This is a genomic window from Saccharopolyspora indica (assembly GCF_027853965.1).
Taxonomy (GTDB): Bacteria; Actinomycetota; Actinomycetes; order Mycobacteriales; family Pseudonocardiaceae; genus Saccharopolyspora; species Saccharopolyspora indica.
The window spans coordinates 569,638-585,377 of sequence record NZ_JAQGLB010000001.1; the positions used below are offsets into that span (position 1 = coordinate 569,638).

The window sequence follows — 15,740 nt, forward strand, 5'->3', positions numbered from 1 at the left end:
CCGTGGTTCTCGCCAGCGGCGCGCACTGCATCGCAGCGCTGGTCACTACGTTGGCGAAATTCCGCGGGAGGCTGGCAATCCAGCCACTTCCAGCACCTGCCCGCGCTGAATAGCGTCGGGTCCCGACCAGGAGGGCAGCAGGTGCCCTCGTTCCCCCGGAACCCGGAAGTGGCAGGACCGAGCATGTCCATCATCGCGCCGATGCTGATCGGTGTTGGCTACGCACTGCTGAACTCGTTCATCCGCGAACCGCACCGGCGCCGGTTCAACGCCGTGATGGTCGCCGGTGCCGGGGCCGCCTACATCAGCGGTGGCGGCTTCGGGGTCTGGGAGCTGGCCTTCTGCGCCGTCGTCGCCTGCTGCGCCTACCGGGGGCTGGAGTCCTGGACGTTCATCGGCATCGCCTGGCTGCTGCACACGGCGTGGGACGTGGCGCACCACCTGCACGGCAACCCGATCATCCCGTTCGCCGAGCACTCGTCCTTCGGTTGCGCGATCTGCGACCCGGTGATCGCGGTGTGGTGCTTGGCCGGCGGACCATCGCTCGTCGAACCCCTGCGCGCCCGCCTCGCCCGCAGGTCGAAGCCGAGCGCCCGCGACCGGTCGTGAGCGCACCGCGTTCCAGTCCTGCGGACAGGGGCGGAAATGCCGGTTGCGGGAACCGCTTCGCCTCCACCGGACTCGATGGTTCCGGATCGGTGGTGGCCGTTCAACCCCGTCCCGGTCCTGGTCGCGCCCAGCCGGCGATGATGTCGTGCCCCTGCGGGATGACGAGGTCGAGCAGTCCGGGGAAGCGGGTGTCGAGGTCGGTGCGCCGAAGCCGGTTCAGTCGCCTGGTCCCCTCGTCGCGCTGGTGGATCACCCCTGCCTCGCGAAGGGTCTTGAAGTGGCCGCTCTGGGTGGACTTGCTGACCGGCAGCGCGAACGTCGTGCAGGCCAGTTCGCCCTCGGGCTCGACTTCGGCGAGCCGCGCGATGATGGCCAGCCGGACGGGGTCGCCGAGCGCGGCCAGCACGGTCGTGAACTCCAGCTCGCCGGGGGCCGGGTGCACGAGCTTGGTCGCGGTCCTACTCGCCATGCCTCCCACCGTACCGAACATGTTCGGCATGTGCGAACATCTGCTATGTTCGGGAAACATGAACATGACGCGAGGGTGCGAATCGACCGACAGCAGGGCTCACGATGCGACTCGGCCGACACGCTCGGCAGGGTCGTCTGCCCGCGGCCCGCGGGCCGGTCGGTGGCGGTTCTGGGCCACGGCGTACGCGCTGCTGATCTTGTTGGCCGGAACCAATCTGCCCACACCGCTGTACCGCGGCTACGAAACCCGGTTCGGGTTCTCGCCGTTCGTCGTCACGCTGATCTTCGCCGTCTACGTCGCGGTCCTCATCCCGGCCCTGCTGGTGGCCGGCCCGCTCTCCGATGCGATCGGGCGGCGCCGGGTCCTGCTGCCCGCCCTCGCGCTGGCGGCGTTGGGGTCGCTGGGGTTCGCGCTCGCCACCAGCACCGGCTGGCTGTTCGCCGCCCGGATCTCGCAGGGCCTCGCCGTCGGTGCGGCGTCCGGGGCGTTGACGGCCGCGCTCAGCGAACTCGAACCCACCGGCAACCGCCGCAGAGCTGCGATGGTCACAACGGTGGCCTCGGTGGGCGGCTTGGGCCTGGGCCCGGTCTTGGGCGGACTGATCGCCGAGTACTCTCCGGCCCCTGACGTGGTGCCGTTCGTCGTCGAGATCGTGCTGCTCGTCCCCGCCGCCTTCGCGGTCGCGCGGATGCCCTCGACGCGGCAGGTGGCGCGGTGGCGTCCTCGCCGACCTCGGCTTCCGGCCACGATGCGAGGGGTGTTCGTGACCAGTGGGAGCGCCAACTTCCTCGCCTTCGCGGTGATCGGCCTGTTCCTCACCCTCATCCCGGCCTACGTCGCCGCGCTCACGGGCAGCACGAGCCCGCTGCTCGGCGGAGGGACCGCAGCCCTCATGCTGACCAGCTCCGTCGTCGTCCAGCTCACCACCTGCGGACGCGCGCCACGCCGCGGTCAGCTCGTCGGACTGCCGATCCTGGCACTAGGGCTCGGGCTCCTCGTGCTGGTCGGGATCGTCCCCTCGCTCGCGCTGCTCCTGGCGGCCACCGTTCTCGCCGGAGCCGGTCACGGGCTGGTGTTCCTCGGCGGACTCACCGCGGTGAACGACAACGCCCCGTCCTCCAGCCACGCCGAGGTGCTCTCCAGCTTCTACGTCATCGTCTACACCGGTGTCGGACTGCCCGTGCTCGGTGTCGGTGTCCTCGCCACCGCCCTCAGCCTCACCGCGGCTGTGAGCTGGTTCGCCGCGATCGTCGCCGTCTCGTGCCTCCTCGTGCTCGTCGCGCTCTGGCGCGCCGACCGCGATCCCGCCGCGGTTGTCAGCAATTAGCCCGCACACGCCCCAGCGCAGGACGCGCGATGTCTAGGTGTCGCGGGGGTGCGGGCGCGGGGTGAGCACGCGTTCGCCCGCCGCGCGGACGGCTTCGGTGACGATGCCGTGGTCCGGGGACAGGACGCAGACCGGGTCGGTGCGGGCCGGATCGCCGGTGAGCAGGTACGCCTGGCAGCGGCACCCGCCGAAGTCGATCTCGCGGCGCGGGCAGCTCCGGCAGGGCTCGGCCATCCAGCCGGTGCCGCGGAAGGCCTGGAACATCGGGGAGTCCGCCCAGATCCGGGACAGCGCATCGGTGCGGACGTTCGGGTGGGGCAGCGGCAGCACGTGCGCGGCCGGGCAGGGCAGGACGTCGCCGTCGGGCACCACGGTGAGCTGGTGCGCGCCCCACCCGCCCATGCAGGGCTTGGGGTACCGGCTGTAGTAGTCGGGGAGCACGTAGGTGATCTCCACCCGGCCCGCCAGGCGGCTGCGCGCACTGCGCACGACGGCCTCGGCTCGGTCGGTCTGGGCGCGGCTGGGCAGCAGCGCGGCGCGGTTGCGCAGGGCCCAGCCGTAGTACTGGGTGTTGGCCAGTTCGACGCGGTCGGCGCCGAGTTCCTCGGCCAGCGCGATGATCTCGGTGATCCGGTCGATGTTGAGGCGGTGCAGCACGACGTTCACCGTCAGCGGCCAGCCCAGCTCCTTGACCAGGTGGGCCGCTTCGACCTTGCGCTGGAAGGCGGGAACGCCCGCGATCCGGTCCGACGCCGCGGCCTCGTGCGCCTGGATGCTCAGCTGCACGTGGTCCAGACCGGCCTCCCGCAGCTGCTCGGCCCGCCGCCGGGACAGGCCGATCGCGCTGGTGATGAGGTTGGTGTAGAGGCCGAGCCGGCTGCCGAAGCGCACGAGGTCCACCACGTCGCGGCGCCGCAGGGGTTCGCCGCCGGACAGGTGCAGCTGCAGGACGCCGAGCTCCTGCGCCTCGCCGATCACCCGCTGCCACTCCGCGGTGGCCAGCTCGTCGGCGTAGTCGCCCATCCGGAGCGGGTTGGAGCAGTACGGGCAGTGCAGCGGGCAGTCGTAGGTGAGCTCGGCCAGCATCCCGTACGGCCTAGTCATCGCCGACCTCCACGTACCGCTTGCGGACGAGGCGGTCGAGGAACCGGGCCACCTCCTCCTCGGCCACCCGGTCGTAGCGGCCGCGCAGGTTCGCCACGATGTCGGCCACCGTCCGCCGCCCGTCGCACAGGTCGAGGATCGATGCCCCGGGCGGGTTGAGCACCAGCACCGCCTCCGGTCCGAGCAGCACGTGCTGGCCGCGCGACCTGTCGTAGGCGAGCCGCACGTGGGAGGCCAGCGCCGGGCGGCTGGCGGAGCGCACCGGCCTCGATCCGGTGGGAGCTCCCACCGCTGCTAGTCCTCGAGCAGCCCGACGTACATCGTCACCTCGGAGGTGCACTGCACCTCTTCGAAGTCGGGGTGCTCCCACTCGGCTTCCTCGAACTCCGGTGGCTCCCAGCGGAGAGCGGGGCGGGCGGTATCGGGTTCCACGGCTGACACCCTCTTCCTCTGCGCCGCGACGAGCCCGGGGAAGCGCCGGCGTCGAGGGGTGATCGCGGCTGCCCGGCGCCTCCCCGCCATACCGGGCCCATCGCCCCTGCAGGATAGCTCCGCGGCGCTGCTCCGGTCACCACCGCGTTGCCCGGAAGGGCAGGCAGGGGGCGGAATCCGGGTCTTCGGCCCTCACCTGCTCCGCAGTGCCACGCAGCACTCGCCGGGGTGCGGTTCGAGCACGGCTTCGGCGGTGCGGGCCTGCAACCCGGCGAGGAAGCCCTGCAGGAAGGCGTGGTTCAGGCCGCACACCAGCTCCGGCGACCGGGCGGTGAGCGGGTGGAACGGGCAGTTGCGCAGCCGCACGCACCCGGGTGCTTCCCGGTCCGGTTCGAAGCCGTAGCCGGCGAGCACCTCCGCGGCCCGGGTCAGCGCGCGTTCCGCGCCGAGCCTGCCGGGGCGGGTGCGCTCGCGTTCGGCGGTGCCGAGGCGGTGGCCGTGCTCGCGCGCCACGCGCAGCGTCGCTTGGGAGGCGTTCTCCGCATCGCCCTCGTCGAGCACGGCGTCGAGCAGGATGCCCGCGAGCAGGTCGTGCTGGCGGGGCGGGATGCTGATCCGGATGTCGGTGCGCGCCGGCTCGTAGACCTTCGGCGTGCGGCCGACCTTGCGGATGCCGCCGAGCGGTTCGTACCGCGCGCGCAGCAGGCCCGCGGCCACCAGCTTGTCGAGGTGGAAGGCGGCGAGCTTGCGGGAGATGCCGACCGCCGAGGCGGCCTCGTCGCGCCCCACCGGCCGCCGGGCGCGGCGGATGTAGTCGTACATCCCGCGTCGCAGCTCGTCCTCCAGCGCGGCCACCGCGGTCACCGCCGAACCGGCCTCATCCATGGCCCAACCCTAGCGCTCTCCGGCACATCCCAATGGGTGGAATCCGCGCTGTGATCCCACTGCCGGGAGCGTTGACCTCACTGCCGGAATAAGACTAACGTCGATTGGTGAAATCGAGGGCCGCACGGCCGCGTCGACGCGAAGGAAGACGTTGATGACATCCGCACCTGCCCTGCGCGTCGCGCACGAGCCCGCGGGCGAGATCGACCTCGGCGCCGCCGAGCGGGCTGCGGGAGACCTCCTGCGGGCGCTGGGCATCTCGACCGACTCCGAGAGCCTGCGGGGCACCCCGGGCCGGATGGCCCGCGCCTACGCCGAGCTGTTCACCCCGCGCCCGTTCGACCTGACGACGTTCCCGAACGACGAGGGCTACGACGAACTGGTGCTGGCGCGGGCGATCCCGGTCCGGTCGGTGTGCGAGCACCACCTGCTGCCGTTCGTCGGCACCGCGCACGTCGGCTACCTGCCGGGGGAGCGGATCCTCGGGCTGTCGAAGCTGGCGCGCGTCGTCGAGCACTTCTCCTGCCGCCCGCAGGTGCAGGAGCGGCTGACCAAGCAGGTCGCCGACTGGCTGTGCGAGCACCTGCGGCCCCAGGGCGTCGGCGTGGTCATCGAAGCCGAGCACACCTGCATGACGCTGCGCGGGGTGCAGGCCACCGGATCCAGCACGGTGACCTCGACCCTGCTGGGCACGCTGCGCTCCGACGCCCGCTCCCGGCAGGAGTTCTTCGCCCTCACCGGCGTTCACGCCTGACCTCCCGGCGCAGCAGGGCGTCGAGCGAGAACGGCCCGGCGCCGAGCGCGGCGACGAGGAGGAAGAACCAGCTGTACAGCGCGGCGGCCTCGCCGTAGTTCTGCATGGGCAGCAGCCCGCGCGGCTGGTGCACGGTGAAGTAGGCGAAGGCCATCGCCCCGGAGCAGATCAGCGCGGCCGGCCTGGTGCCCAGCCCGACCAGCACCAGCCCGCCGCAGACGAACTGGATCAGCCCGGCCCACCACCCCGGCCACTTCCCGGCGGGCGTGGGCACGCCGGCGCCGAGCACGCCGAACAACGTCGCCGCACCGTGCAGCACGAAGAGCAGCGACACGACGATCCGCGCGGCGGAGAGGGCGGCTCCGCCCAGCCGGTCCCAGGAATCCCGCACCACGCCCATCGCCCCCTTCCGGCCATCCACCGGCTAACCGCGCGCGACCACCACCAACCCTCGGACGCCCGGTGTCAGATCAGGTCGGTGATGTTGGTGCCCGTGCCGAGCAGTGCGCGGCCGAACGCCTCGGCGCAGATCGCCGGGTTGGCCATCGCGTGCCTGGCCGCGGTGTGGATGTCGCGCACGTAGCCCTGCAGCGGGTGCGAATCGGCCAGCGCCGACGATCCGGAGGCGGTGACGAGCTCGTCCACCGTCGTCAAGCACAGCTGCACCGCGTGCCCGGCGTGCTGCCGGATCCGGGCGCGGGTCGCGTAGTCGGGGTGGGTGCCCGCCGCGGCGTGGCCGTCGACGGTGGCCGCGGCGCGGTCGCCGATCATCTCCACCAGGTCGATGTTCGTCGCGGCGCGGGCGACGGCGATCTGGAACGCGGCCGAGTCGCTGCGCCGCTCGTAGCGGGTGCCGGGAATGCCCCTGTCCTCGGCGTGGTCGACGACGTGCTCCAGCACCGCCGAGGCGATCCCCAGGTACGGCGCGATCATGCAGGTGGTCAGCGTCGGGATCAGCGCGGACCGGTAGCGAGGTACATCGGTGCCGCGCACGCCGGCGACGGCGGGCCCGAGCGCGAGCACCCGGTGGTCCGGGACGAAGACGTCCGCACCGACGAGCAGGTGGCTCCCGGTGGCCCGCATGCCGAGGGTGAACCAGGTGGTCGAGACGGTCAGCTCGGCCGTCGGCACCAGCGCGAACCCGGGGCCGCCCACGTCCCGCGTGAACGCCAGCAGCGCCCACGTGGCGTGCAGGCAGCCGGACGCCGGTGCCCAGTTGCCGTTGAGGACCCAGCCGCCGTCGGTGCGGCGTCCCGTCCCGTGCGGCGTCAGCACCGAGCACACGTGGGTGTCCGGCCCGTCCGCGTAGACCTCCTCCTGGGCGGCGGGTTCGAACAGGCCGCTGACCCAGTTCGCCGTGCTGAAGATCATCATCACCCAGCCCGCCGACGGATCCGCCTTGGCCACCTCGCGGGTGGCCGCCAGGACCGTCGGCAGATCGCACTCCCCGCCGCCGAACCGGCTCGGCACGACGGCCCGCAGCAGCCCGGCCTCGGTGAGCGCATCGACCGTCTCGTCGGGAAGCCTGCGCTGCTCGTCGCCCGCCTGCCGGTGCCGTTCCAGGACCGGGCGGAGCGCGGCCGAGCGCCGCACGAGGTCCGGGTTCGAGATCAAGTTCGGTTCCTCCTGCACGTCGTGCCGAGCTCGGCGCACCGGCGCCACCCACCGCGATCGAGACTACGACCGGAGATCGGACCGGGACGGCCGGTCGCCGCGGTCTTGCCCGAATGGCGGCGTCCGGCCGGAAAATGGGATGCGGGGCGGAGATCGCGCTCGCTACGGTCGTGCCGTGGATGCCGACGGTCACTTCGGGGCGGACGTCGCGGCGGGCTACGACGAGATGTGGGCGGAGCTGTTCCGGCCGGACGCGGTGGAACCCGCGGTCGACCTGCTGGCCGGGCTCGCCGGTGGCGGACGGGCGCTGGAGTTCGGCGTCGGCACGGGGCGCATCGCGCTGCCGCTGGCGCAGCGCGGTGTCGAGGTGCACGGCGTCGACCTGTCGCGGGCGATGGTCGATCAGCTGCGCGCCAAGCCCGGCGGTGCGGCGATCGGCACGACGATCGGCGACATCGCCACCACGGAGGTGGACGGCACCTTCGCGGTGGTCTACGCGGTCTTCAACACGCTCACCAACCTGATGACGCAGGCCGGGCAGGTGGCGTGCTTCCGCAACGCGGCGCGGCACCTGGAACCCGGCGGCTGCTTCGTCACGGAGGTGGAGGTCCCGGAGCTGCGGAAGCTGCCGCCCGGGCAGCGGGTGGTGCCCTTCCAGACCAGCGCGACCGGCTGGGCCTACGACGTCTACGAGGTGGCCGACCAGCTGCTGACCTCGAACTACGTCGAAGTGGCCGACGGTCGCGGCGAGTTCCGGTCCTTCCCCAGCCGGTACGTGTGGCCCGCCGAGCTCGACCTGATGGCCGAACTCGCCGGGCTGCGGCGCCGGGAGCGCTGGGCGGACTGGGCTCGCCGGCCCTTCGGCGACGAGAGCCGCTACCACGTGACGATCTGGGAGAAGCCCCGCGGCTGAACGCCGGATCAGCGCGGGGCGATCTCGGTCGCACGCCGGCGGTGCCGCTGCGCGTCGTGCGGCCTGCCGAGCCCGGTGGCGAGCTTGCCGAGGTGGTGCGCGACGGGGCCCGCGGTGAGCAGGCCGCTGCCCGCACCGGCGAGCTCGCCCTCAGCGGGTTCCAGCGCCGCGTAGGTGCGCTCCATCATCGCCTGATCATCCAGCCGCACGGCGATCGTCGCGGTGAGGCACAGCCGCGCCTCGCGCAGCAGGTCGGGCGGTGATTCCGGGATCGCGCGCGCCGCCGCGACAGCCCCGTCGCGGTCGCCCGCGTCGAGCAGGCCGAGCGGGCGCACCCAGGGCAGGAAAGGGCCCCAGTCGGCTGCCAAGTCCACTGCGGACGGTCGGTCCTCCTGGATCCGCAGGCACAGCAGGGCGAGCGGGAGCGTGCCGCGCTCGACGCCCCACATCCCGGTGCCGCCGAGACGGGCGGCCGCGGCCCGGTACCCGGCTTCGGCCGCCGCGGTGCGACCGGCGGCCGCGTCGCGGACCGCCGCGTACCAGCGGGTGAACACCGCGACGAGCGGGAGCTCGTGGCGTCCGGCCAGTTCGTCGGCGGCCGCGGCGTGCCGGTCGGCGGTGCCGAACTCGGCCAGCGCCGAGTGCGCCTGCAGCAGGATCAGGTGGCCGAGCACTTCGAAGGTCACGAGTTCGTGGGCCGCGGCCAGCTCGACGAGCTCACGACCGGTCCGCGCGCGCTCGGGAGCGAGCCCGGCCCGGCCGAAGGTGTGCATGAACCGGCCGTTGAGGGCGAACGCGAGCAGTTCCGGGTCGCGCAGCCGGCGAGCGAGGGCCACGGCTTCGGCAGCGGCCTCGCGCCCGCGGCCCGAGCCGGTGCCGCGCAGCTCCATCGCCAGCGTGCCCAGCAGCCGCGCCCGCTCCGCCACCAAGTGCTCCGGCACGGCCTCGAGGGTCCGTTCGGTCACCGCCACCACCTGCGCGGACATCTCCGGGTCGTCGTTGGTCGTCCAGATGCCCGGCACGTCGAACGCCCCGATCACCCGCGCGGTCGACTCGGCATCGCCCAGCGCTTCGGCGGCGGTGATCGCTTCGGCGCGGTGCACCCGTGCCGCCGCCAGGTCACCGGTGATCGCCAGCGCCCGCACCAGGCCCATGACCAGGTCGAGCCTGCTCCGCGGCTCGGTCGCGCCGGAGCGGTCGTGCGCGGCGATCGCCGCTTCCCACAGCCGGGCCGCTTCGTGCGGTGCGAAGCGGCGATCCGCCCGTTGCGCGGCCAGCGCCGCGTAGTGCGCTGCTTCGGCCGCCGTCGCAGTGCTGCCCGCGAGGAGGTAGTGGTGCGCGATCTTCTCGACGTCGCCGGGGCGGGTGCGTTCGAGGGTTTCCGCGGCTTTGGCGTGCCAGTGGCTCCGCCGCGGCCCGGACACCTCGGCGTGCACGGTGTCGCGGACCAGGGCGTGGGCGAACCGCAGCTGCGAACCGGATTCGACGAGGAATCCCAGGAGAACGGCCGCATCGACGGCGTCCAGCACCGCTTCCTCGGCGCCGCTCAGCAGATCGATGTCGACGTCGTCGCCGATGACGGCCGCCTGCCGCAGGACGGTGCGGGCGGTGCCGGGCAGCGCGTTGAGCCGCTGCCGCACGACGTCGCGCACCCCGGCCGGGACCGCGTGCAGCGCCGCGTCCCCGTCGGTGTCGAACAGCCTGGCCAGCTCCCGGGCGAAGAACGGGTTGCCGCCGCTGCGCGCGTGGATGACCTGCGCGACCTCCTCGGGGACCTCGCGCTGCGCGGTGGCGCGGGCGAGTTCGGCGACGTCCGCGACGGCGAGCCCGCCGAGGTAGACCCGGGCCGGTTCGGAACCGGCGCTGCGGCCCAGCACGTCGGCCAGGCCGGGGGAGAGCTCGGTGCTGCGGTAGGTCCCCACCAGCAGCACCGGCTGGTGCACGGGTTCGGTGATCAGCGCGGTGAGCTGCGCCAGCGTCTCCTCGTCGGCCCGGTGGAGGTCGTCGAGGACCAGCAGCACCGGGTGCTCGGCGGCCACCGCCCCGATGTGGGAGACGATGCGGCGCCGCGCGTGGAAGCGAGCCGCCACGGCGTCGTCCGCCCCGGCGAAGACGTCCGGGACCGGGACGTGCGCGGCCGCCGCGAGGCCGTCCAGCAACTGGATCCACGGCCACGTGGCCGGTGCGCCCTCGTGCTCGGGATTGCGGCCCCAGGCGGTGATCCACCCGGCGGCGGCCCGGTCTCGCACGAGGGCTTCGACGAGCGCCGTCTTCCCGGCACCCGGCTCGCCCGCGACCAGCGCCAGCCGGAACTCGCGCCGGTCGGCGGCCTTCGCCGCGGCCGCGGTGAGCTCGCCGAGCTCCCGGTCGCGGCCGACCAAGCGCTGCTCGGCGACGACCTGGAACGCCGGGGCAGCCGACGGCGTGGCGCTCAGTCGCGGCGCTTGGGCGAGGATGTCGGCTTCCAGCCGGCGCAGGTCCGGTCCTGGATCCACACCGAGCTCGGTGACCAGTGCGGCCTTGGCGGTGCGCAGCGCTTCGAGCGCATCGCGCTGGCGCCCGGCCTGGTAGAGGGCGACGGCCAGCAGGTGCCAGGCGTGCTCGCGCCACGGGTGCTCCGCCACGTGCGCCCGCATGTCGGCGGCGACGCCAGGAGCGCGACCCACCGCGAGCCCGGCCTCGGCCCGCCGCTCCACCGCGAGCAACCGCAGCTCACCGAGGCGGGTCACCTCCGCGCGGGCCCAGTGCTCCTCGGCGAACTCGGAGTAAGCGGGCCCGCGCCACTGGTCCAGAGCCGCCTCGACGCGGGCCAGGGCGGCCTCCGCCCGGCCGTGCGCCAGCAGGTCGCCGGAGGCCGCCACCGCGGCCTCGAACTCCCAGGCGTCCACGAACTCGGCCCGCAGGGCGTAGCCGGGAGACTCGGTGACCAGCAGCCGGGCGGGCGTGCGGGGCGCGCGGCCGGGTTCCAGCGCACGGCGCAGCGTCGCGACGAACGACTGGACGGCACCCACCGCGCCGTCCGGCGGAACCTCCCACAGATCGGCGACGAGCATCCCGACCGGCACGACCCGGCCCCTGGCGATCAGCAGCCGGGCCAGCACCGCGCGGTGCCGGGGCCCGCGCAGGTCGATCGCGCCGCGCTCGTCCTCGGCGACGACCGGGCCGAGCACACCGAACTTCACCACCGCCTCGGCTCACCTCCACGACAACCCTAGATGGTTGATTCCACACCCGTTTTGCGTGGCGGAACCCCAGGAGTTCCCCGGACTGCGGGTGCCCGGCCTGATGTCCGACCAGCCCAGGGAAAAGGAAAAGACAAGGCCCGCCGCTCAGCGCGTGCTGATCCGCTGCTGATCGGGCTCGCGCAGGCTGCCACCAGCGACCGCCGGGCAGCGGCGGTCCCGGCGAAGGGCTCGACGTGGCACTGCGGATCGACGGTTTCGACTACCAGCGGGTTCCCGTGGCGGAGGAGGTGGCGCTCAACGTCGCGGTCGGCGGCACCGGCAGCCCGGTCGTGCTGCTGCACGGGTTCCCGCAGACGCACCTGATGTGGCGGCACGTGGCGGCCGACCTGGCGGCCGACCACACCGTGCTCGTCCCCGACCTGCGCGGGTACGGCGAGAGCGCCAAACCCGCCGACACCGGCGGCACGACCTACGCCAAGCGCACCATGGCCGCCGACGTGGTGGCCCTCGCCAGGGCTTTCGGCCACGAGCGCTTCGCGCTCGCCGGGCACGACCGGGGAGCGCTGGTGGCGATCCGGGCCGGGCTCGACCACCCGGACCGGATCAGCCATCTGGCCGTGCTCGACGTGCTGCCCACAGTGGACATGTGGGACGTGCTGAGCGGGACCTCCGCCGCGGTCGGCTTCCACCTCTACCTGATGGCCCAGCCGCCGGGCCTGCCCGAGCAGCTGATCGCGGGCAGCGCGGACGCGTTCTTCGGGCACTTCCTGGATTCCTGGGGCGCGAACCCGGAAGCGATCCCCGCCGACGTCCGGGCGGCCTACCTCGCCGCCTCCCGCGCGGCGATCCCGTCGATCGTCGCCGACTACCGCGCCTCGGCGTTCATCGACGTGGAGCACGATGCGCGGGACCGGGACGCGGGGAACCGGCTGCGGATGCCGGTGACCGTGCTGCAGCAGGACTGGGGCGCGGCGCTGGGCTACGACGCCGCGGCGCTCTGGCGCGGCTGGGCGAGCGATCTGGTCCACCGCACGGTGTCCAGCGGGCACTTCATGGCCGAGGAATCGCCCGCCGAGATCGTCGGCGCGCTGCGCGAGCTGATGGCGCGGTAGCCCGGCGGGTACGACTGGGGTCCGACCCCGGCTACGACTCGCGGACCACCGGGGAACCAGTGCTCGGGATGATGTTCGCGCAGGCACCGCGGACGTACGTTCTTGCTCGAAGGTGATCGCGGGCGACGGAGAACCGCGACGGCCACGACACGCGCCGCAGGCGCGGACAGGAGAGCACCCGTCATGCACGCCTTGGTCCAGCAGACCTCCCTCGCCCTCGACGACGGGATGTACCAGTTCGGGACGCTCGTGCTGATCGCCCTGCCGTTGCTGCTCTACGTGGGCCTGATCATCGCGGCGCTGATCAGCGTCCTCGGCTCGCCCCAGACCTTCGGGATGAAGGTCGTCTGGATCATCTTCGTCTTCGTGGCGCCGTTCCTGGGCAGCATCCTGTGGTTCGCCGTCGGCAGGGGCAACGCGCGGCGGATGGCATGAGGCGGTCCCGGCCGGCGGTCGTGGTGATCACCGCGGCCGCCGGCCGCCGCGTTCATCCGGCCGGCCGAAAATGATCTTGCCGCCGCCCCTCCGTGCGGTACGGTGGCGGTATCGAGCCCGAAGCGGTGTCGATGGTGTGCCGGGAAGCCTGGTCGGCGTGGTGGATGACCCTGTTCAGGAGAGGAACTGCCATGCCGACGAGACCGCGGGCGCGCACCACCGGACCCTGCACCGCTGGTCCGGCCACAGTTCTGCGGTAGCGGCGCGGCGTTCACCGAACGCCGGAATCGCCGCACGCCCCGCCTTCGCGCGTTCCCCGGCCACCGGCCGGTGCGCCCGGGCGACCGCTGCGGCGAGCCTTGACGGAGGAAAGGACTCGCAAGCATGGGGAACGCGGCTGCACGCACGGCCGTGGGGCCGATGGCGCTCGTCGCGATCGACCAGCACGAGGAGATCCCGCTGGTCCGGGACAAGCTCGCCTACCGGCTGCTGCCGCTGGGCGCGAAGACCGTCGCGGGGCTGAGCGCGTTGCTCCCGGTGCGCTGGGCGATCGCCAGGGCCGTGGAGAAGCAGGCCCCGGGGCTGTGGTCGAGCCTGCTGTGCCGGAAGCGCTACATCGACGACCAGCTGCGCACCGCGGCCGAGGACGGGATCGACGCCGTGGTCCTGCTCGGAGCGGGGCTGGACACCCGCGCGTACCGGCTGCCGGAGCTGGCCGCGATGCCCTGCTACGAAGTCGATCTGCCCGCCAGCACCGCCCGCAAGCGCGCGCTCGTGCAGAAGGTCTACGGCAAGGTCCCGGACCGGGTCGGGCTGGTGCCCGTCGATTTCGAGGACCAGGACCTCGGCGAAGCGCTCATTGCGCACGGCTGCACCGCCGAGCGGCGGCCGTTCTTCGTCTGGGAGGGCGTGACGCAGTACCTGACCGAGACCGCGATCCGCCGCACGTTCGCCTTCCTCGCCGATGCGCGGATCGGCAGCAGGCTGGCGTTCACCTACGTGCGCGCGGACTTCCTCGACGGCAGCGACCTCCGCGATTCCGCGGCGCTGCACCGGGAGTACGTGATCAAGCGCCGGTTGTGGAAGTTCGGCTGGGATCCCGGGGACGTGGCCGGGTTCCTGGCCGAGCACGGCTGGCGGCTGGTCGAGCAGGTCGGCAGGCCGGAGTTCGCCGCCCGCTACCTCAAACCGATCGGGCGGCCGCCGGTGGCGTCCGAAGTGGAGCTCACGGTGCTCGCCGAGAAGGTCTGAGCGAACTCAGGCCGCGGCTTCGCGCAGCGCGGGCAGCAGTTCCCGCTCGGCGAAGCCGAAGAATCCGCGCGGGTCGGCGTCCACGTCGATCTGGACGACCGCGAGATCGGTGAACCCGGCCTTCCAGAAGGCCGCCGCGGCCTCCACGATCGGCGCGACGTCCGGCCCGCAGGGGATCGAGTCCGCGACGTCCGCGGAGCGGACGAACTCGGTCGCCGCGGCGAACGCGGCCGGGCCGGGCAGCTCGGAGTTGACCTTCCAGCCGCCCGCGAACCAGCGGAACTGCTGCCGCGCCCGCTCGACGGCGGCGTCCCGGTCGGCCGCCCAGGCGATCGGCAGCTGCCCGATCTTGCGCGGAGCTCCACCGGCCGCGGCGCGGTCCCACTGCGCGCAGAGCCGGGTGCTGGGCTCGACCGCGATCATCGCGTCGGACAGCTCGGCGAACCGCCGCACCGATTGCGCCCCGGAGACGGCGGTGGCCACCGGCACGCGCTGCGACGGCAGGTCCCACAGCTTCGCCGAATCGACCCGGTAGTGCTTCCCGGCGTAGTCGACGTGACCACCGTCGAAGAGCGCGCCGATGATGTGCAGCGCCTCGGTGAGCATCTCGTGGCGCACGTTGACCGGCGGCCAGCCGCGGCCGACGACGTGCTCGTTGAGGTTCTCCCCGGAACCGACGCCCAGCACGAACCGGTCGCCGGAGAGCAGGCCGACCGTGGCGGCCTTCTGCGCCACGACCGCCGGGTGGTAGCGGATGATCGGTGCGGTGACGTAGGTCATCAGCTCGACCTGCTCGGTGGCCTGGGTGACCGCCCCGAGCACGCTCCACGCGTAGGGCGCGTACCCCTGCTCCTGCAACCAGGGGAAGTAGTGGTCGCTCATGACTTCGAAGTCGAACCCGGCCCGCTCGGCCGCCGCGGCCTGCGCCACCAGTTCCCGCGGGCCGGACTGCTCGGTCATCAGCGTGCACCCGAATCGCACCATGTCCACCAGGCTGGCATTCCGCAGGTGCCTCCGCTCGGCGACTGCAGGGGTGCATGTTGTTGCGCGGTGCGGGGAATCCGACTGGCGGTACGCGAACTCAGGAGGCGAGATGTCCCCGCACGAACTCCCGATCATCGACTACGACAACATCCCGGTCGGCTCGCTGCAGCACCGGATCCGGTCGCTGCCCGCCGATGAGATCAAGCTGCTGCTGGACCACGAGCGCACGCACAACGCCCGGGCGCAGGTCTGCGAGATCCTGCAGAACCGGCTGGACGAGCTGCGCTCGGGAGCTCGGCCGTCGGGCGGCGCGCAGGACGACGACCCCTTGGAGGCCGAGGACGCGGCGGCTGGTTCACCGGTGGATCCCAGCGGATCACCGGAGCCCGTGCACCCACCGCGCCACGGAATGGCCGGTCAGCCCGGGAAACCCGAGGGCGACCGGCCACGCGGGTGATGAGCGCGCCGCGGCGTCACCGCCGGCGCTTCAGCGTGTCGGGTGGGATCCGCGGGCCGGTGTGCAGCAGCGGGTCCGGCTCGCGGCCGGGCACACCCGAGCTCGGCCCCGTTCTCCAGACACCGTTGAGCACGCGGCGGATGCGCGGGAAGTGCGGCAGCGACATGGTTCCCTCCAGGTGTTGCGGTTCGTCCTCGCTCCCCGGG

18 protein-coding genes are annotated in these 15,740 nt (G+C 72.9%); 8 read left to right on the plus strand and 10 right to left on the minus strand.

The genetic code is table 11. The features are described 5' to 3' along the window. The first annotated feature begins 183 nt into the window (after positions 1-183). Entirely contained in the window at positions 184-609 is a 426-nt protein-coding gene (locus OU416_RS02495) for a DUF6010 family protein (protein ID WP_270925130.1), read from the plus strand. 100 nt (positions 610-709) lie between these two features. Here OU416_RS02495 and OU416_RS02500 read toward each other — a convergent pair whose 3' ends face one another. Continuing rightward, entirely contained in the window at positions 710-1,078 is a 369-nt protein-coding gene (locus OU416_RS02500) for an ArsR/SmtB family transcription factor (RefSeq protein ID WP_270925131.1), read from the minus strand. 202 nt (positions 1,079-1,280) lie between these two features. Between OU416_RS02500 and OU416_RS02505 the strand changes: the two genes are divergently transcribed. Beyond that, complete coding sequence (locus OU416_RS02505; RefSeq protein ID WP_270925132.1) at positions 1,281-2,408, plus strand: MFS transporter; 1,128 nt, start codon at positions 1,281-1,283, stop codon at positions 2,406-2,408. 33 nt (positions 2,409-2,441) lie between these two features. On the opposite strand, the gene pqqE is transcribed toward OU416_RS02505, so the two are convergent. The 4 genes from pqqE to OU416_RS02525 all read right to left on the minus strand — a co-directional run bounded on the left by pqqE (position 2,442) and on the right by OU416_RS02525 (position 4,829). Then, complete coding sequence (gene pqqE, locus OU416_RS02510) at positions 2,442-3,512, minus strand: pyrroloquinoline quinone biosynthesis protein PqqE (protein WP_270925133.1); 1,071 nt, start codon at positions 3,510-3,512, stop codon at positions 2,442-2,444. Then, complete coding sequence (pqqD, locus tag OU416_RS02515; protein ID WP_270925134.1) at positions 3,505-3,774, minus strand: pyrroloquinoline quinone biosynthesis peptide chaperone PqqD; 270 nt, start codon at positions 3,772-3,774, stop codon at positions 3,505-3,507. Before pqqD ends, pqqE begins: the two co-directional genes overlap by 8 nt. Positions 3,775-3,806: 32 nt before the next feature. Next, the gene (gene pqqA, locus OU416_RS02520; RefSeq protein ID WP_270925135.1) at positions 3,807-3,944 is read right to left on the minus strand and encodes a pyrroloquinoline quinone precursor peptide PqqA; all 138 of its coding nucleotides are present in this window, start codon (positions 3,942-3,944) and stop codon (positions 3,807-3,809) included. A 192-nt stretch (positions 3,945-4,136) separates the two neighbouring features. After that, positions 4,137-4,829 (minus strand): helix-turn-helix transcriptional regulator, encoded by a 693-nt coding sequence (locus OU416_RS02525; protein WP_270925136.1) that lies wholly within the window; start codon positions 4,827-4,829, stop codon positions 4,137-4,139. 154 nt (positions 4,830-4,983) lie between these two features. Between OU416_RS02525 and folE the strand changes: the two genes are divergently transcribed. Beyond that, complete coding sequence (gene folE / locus OU416_RS02530) at positions 4,984-5,583, plus strand: GTP cyclohydrolase I FolE (protein WP_270925137.1); 600 nt, start codon at positions 4,984-4,986, stop codon at positions 5,581-5,583. On the opposite strand, the gene OU416_RS02535 is transcribed toward folE, so the two are convergent. After that, positions 5,564-5,983 (minus strand): DoxX family protein, encoded by a 420-nt coding sequence (locus tag OU416_RS02535; RefSeq protein WP_270925407.1) that lies wholly within the window; start codon positions 5,981-5,983, stop codon positions 5,564-5,566. The two genes, folE and OU416_RS02535, sit on opposite strands and share 20 nt — an antisense overlap. A gap of 65 nt (positions 5,984-6,048) precedes the next feature. Continuing rightward, positions 6,049-7,197 (minus strand): acyl-CoA dehydrogenase family protein, encoded by a 1,149-nt coding sequence (locus OU416_RS02540; protein WP_270925138.1) that lies wholly within the window; start codon positions 7,195-7,197, stop codon positions 6,049-6,051. 226 nt (positions 7,198-7,423) lie between these two features. On the opposite strand from OU416_RS02540, the gene OU416_RS02545 reads away from it, so the two are divergent. Next, positions 7,424-8,110 (plus strand): class I SAM-dependent DNA methyltransferase, encoded by a 687-nt coding sequence (locus OU416_RS02545; protein ID WP_372907275.1) that lies wholly within the window; start codon positions 7,424-7,426, stop codon positions 8,108-8,110. An 8-nt stretch (positions 8,111-8,118) separates the two neighbouring features. On the opposite strand, the gene OU416_RS02550 is transcribed toward OU416_RS02545, so the two are convergent. After that, positions 8,119-11,295: an AfsR/SARP family transcriptional regulator gene (locus OU416_RS02550; RefSeq protein ID WP_270925140.1), complete on the minus strand. Its 3,177-nt coding sequence runs from the start codon at positions 11,293-11,295 to the stop codon at positions 8,119-8,121. 239 nt (positions 11,296-11,534) lie between these two features. Here OU416_RS02550 and OU416_RS02555 point away from each other — a divergent pair, with 239 nt between their 5' ends. The 3 genes from OU416_RS02555 to OU416_RS02565 all read left to right on the plus strand — a co-directional run bounded on the left by OU416_RS02555 (position 11,535) and on the right by OU416_RS02565 (position 14,093). Then, positions 11,535-12,407: an alpha/beta fold hydrolase gene (locus tag OU416_RS02555; protein ID WP_270925408.1), complete on the plus strand. Its 873-nt coding sequence runs from the start codon at positions 11,535-11,537 to the stop codon at positions 12,405-12,407. Positions 12,408-12,590: 183 nt separating this feature from the next. Further along, positions 12,591-12,842: a PLD nuclease N-terminal domain-containing protein gene (locus tag OU416_RS02560; RefSeq protein ID WP_270925141.1), complete on the plus strand. Its 252-nt coding sequence runs from the start codon at positions 12,591-12,593 to the stop codon at positions 12,840-12,842. A gap of 384 nt (positions 12,843-13,226) precedes the next feature. After that, entirely contained in the window at positions 13,227-14,093 is an 867-nt protein-coding gene (locus tag OU416_RS02565) for an SAM-dependent methyltransferase (protein ID WP_270925142.1), read from the plus strand. A gap of 6 nt (positions 14,094-14,099) precedes the next feature. Here the strand turns inward: OU416_RS02565 and OU416_RS02570 are convergent, their stop codons facing one another. Continuing rightward, positions 14,100-15,074 carry a TIGR03557 family F420-dependent LLM class oxidoreductase gene (locus OU416_RS02570; RefSeq protein ID WP_270925409.1) on the minus strand — a complete coding sequence of 325 codons (975 nt, stop codon included), beginning with the start codon at positions 15,072-15,074 and terminating at the stop codon, positions 14,100-14,102. A 112-nt stretch (positions 15,075-15,186) separates the two neighbouring features. On the opposite strand from OU416_RS02570, the gene OU416_RS02575 reads away from it, so the two are divergent. Further along, positions 15,187-15,534: a hypothetical protein gene (locus tag OU416_RS02575; RefSeq protein WP_270925143.1), complete on the plus strand. Its 348-nt coding sequence runs from the start codon at positions 15,187-15,189 to the stop codon at positions 15,532-15,534. Between the two features lie 16 nt (positions 15,535-15,550). Here the strand turns inward: OU416_RS02575 and OU416_RS02580 are convergent, their stop codons facing one another. Continuing rightward, the gene (locus OU416_RS02580; protein ID WP_270925144.1) at positions 15,551-15,700 is read right to left on the minus strand and encodes a hypothetical protein; all 150 of its coding nucleotides are present in this window, start codon (positions 15,698-15,700) and stop codon (positions 15,551-15,553) included. Positions 15,701-15,740: the final 40 nt, after the last annotated feature.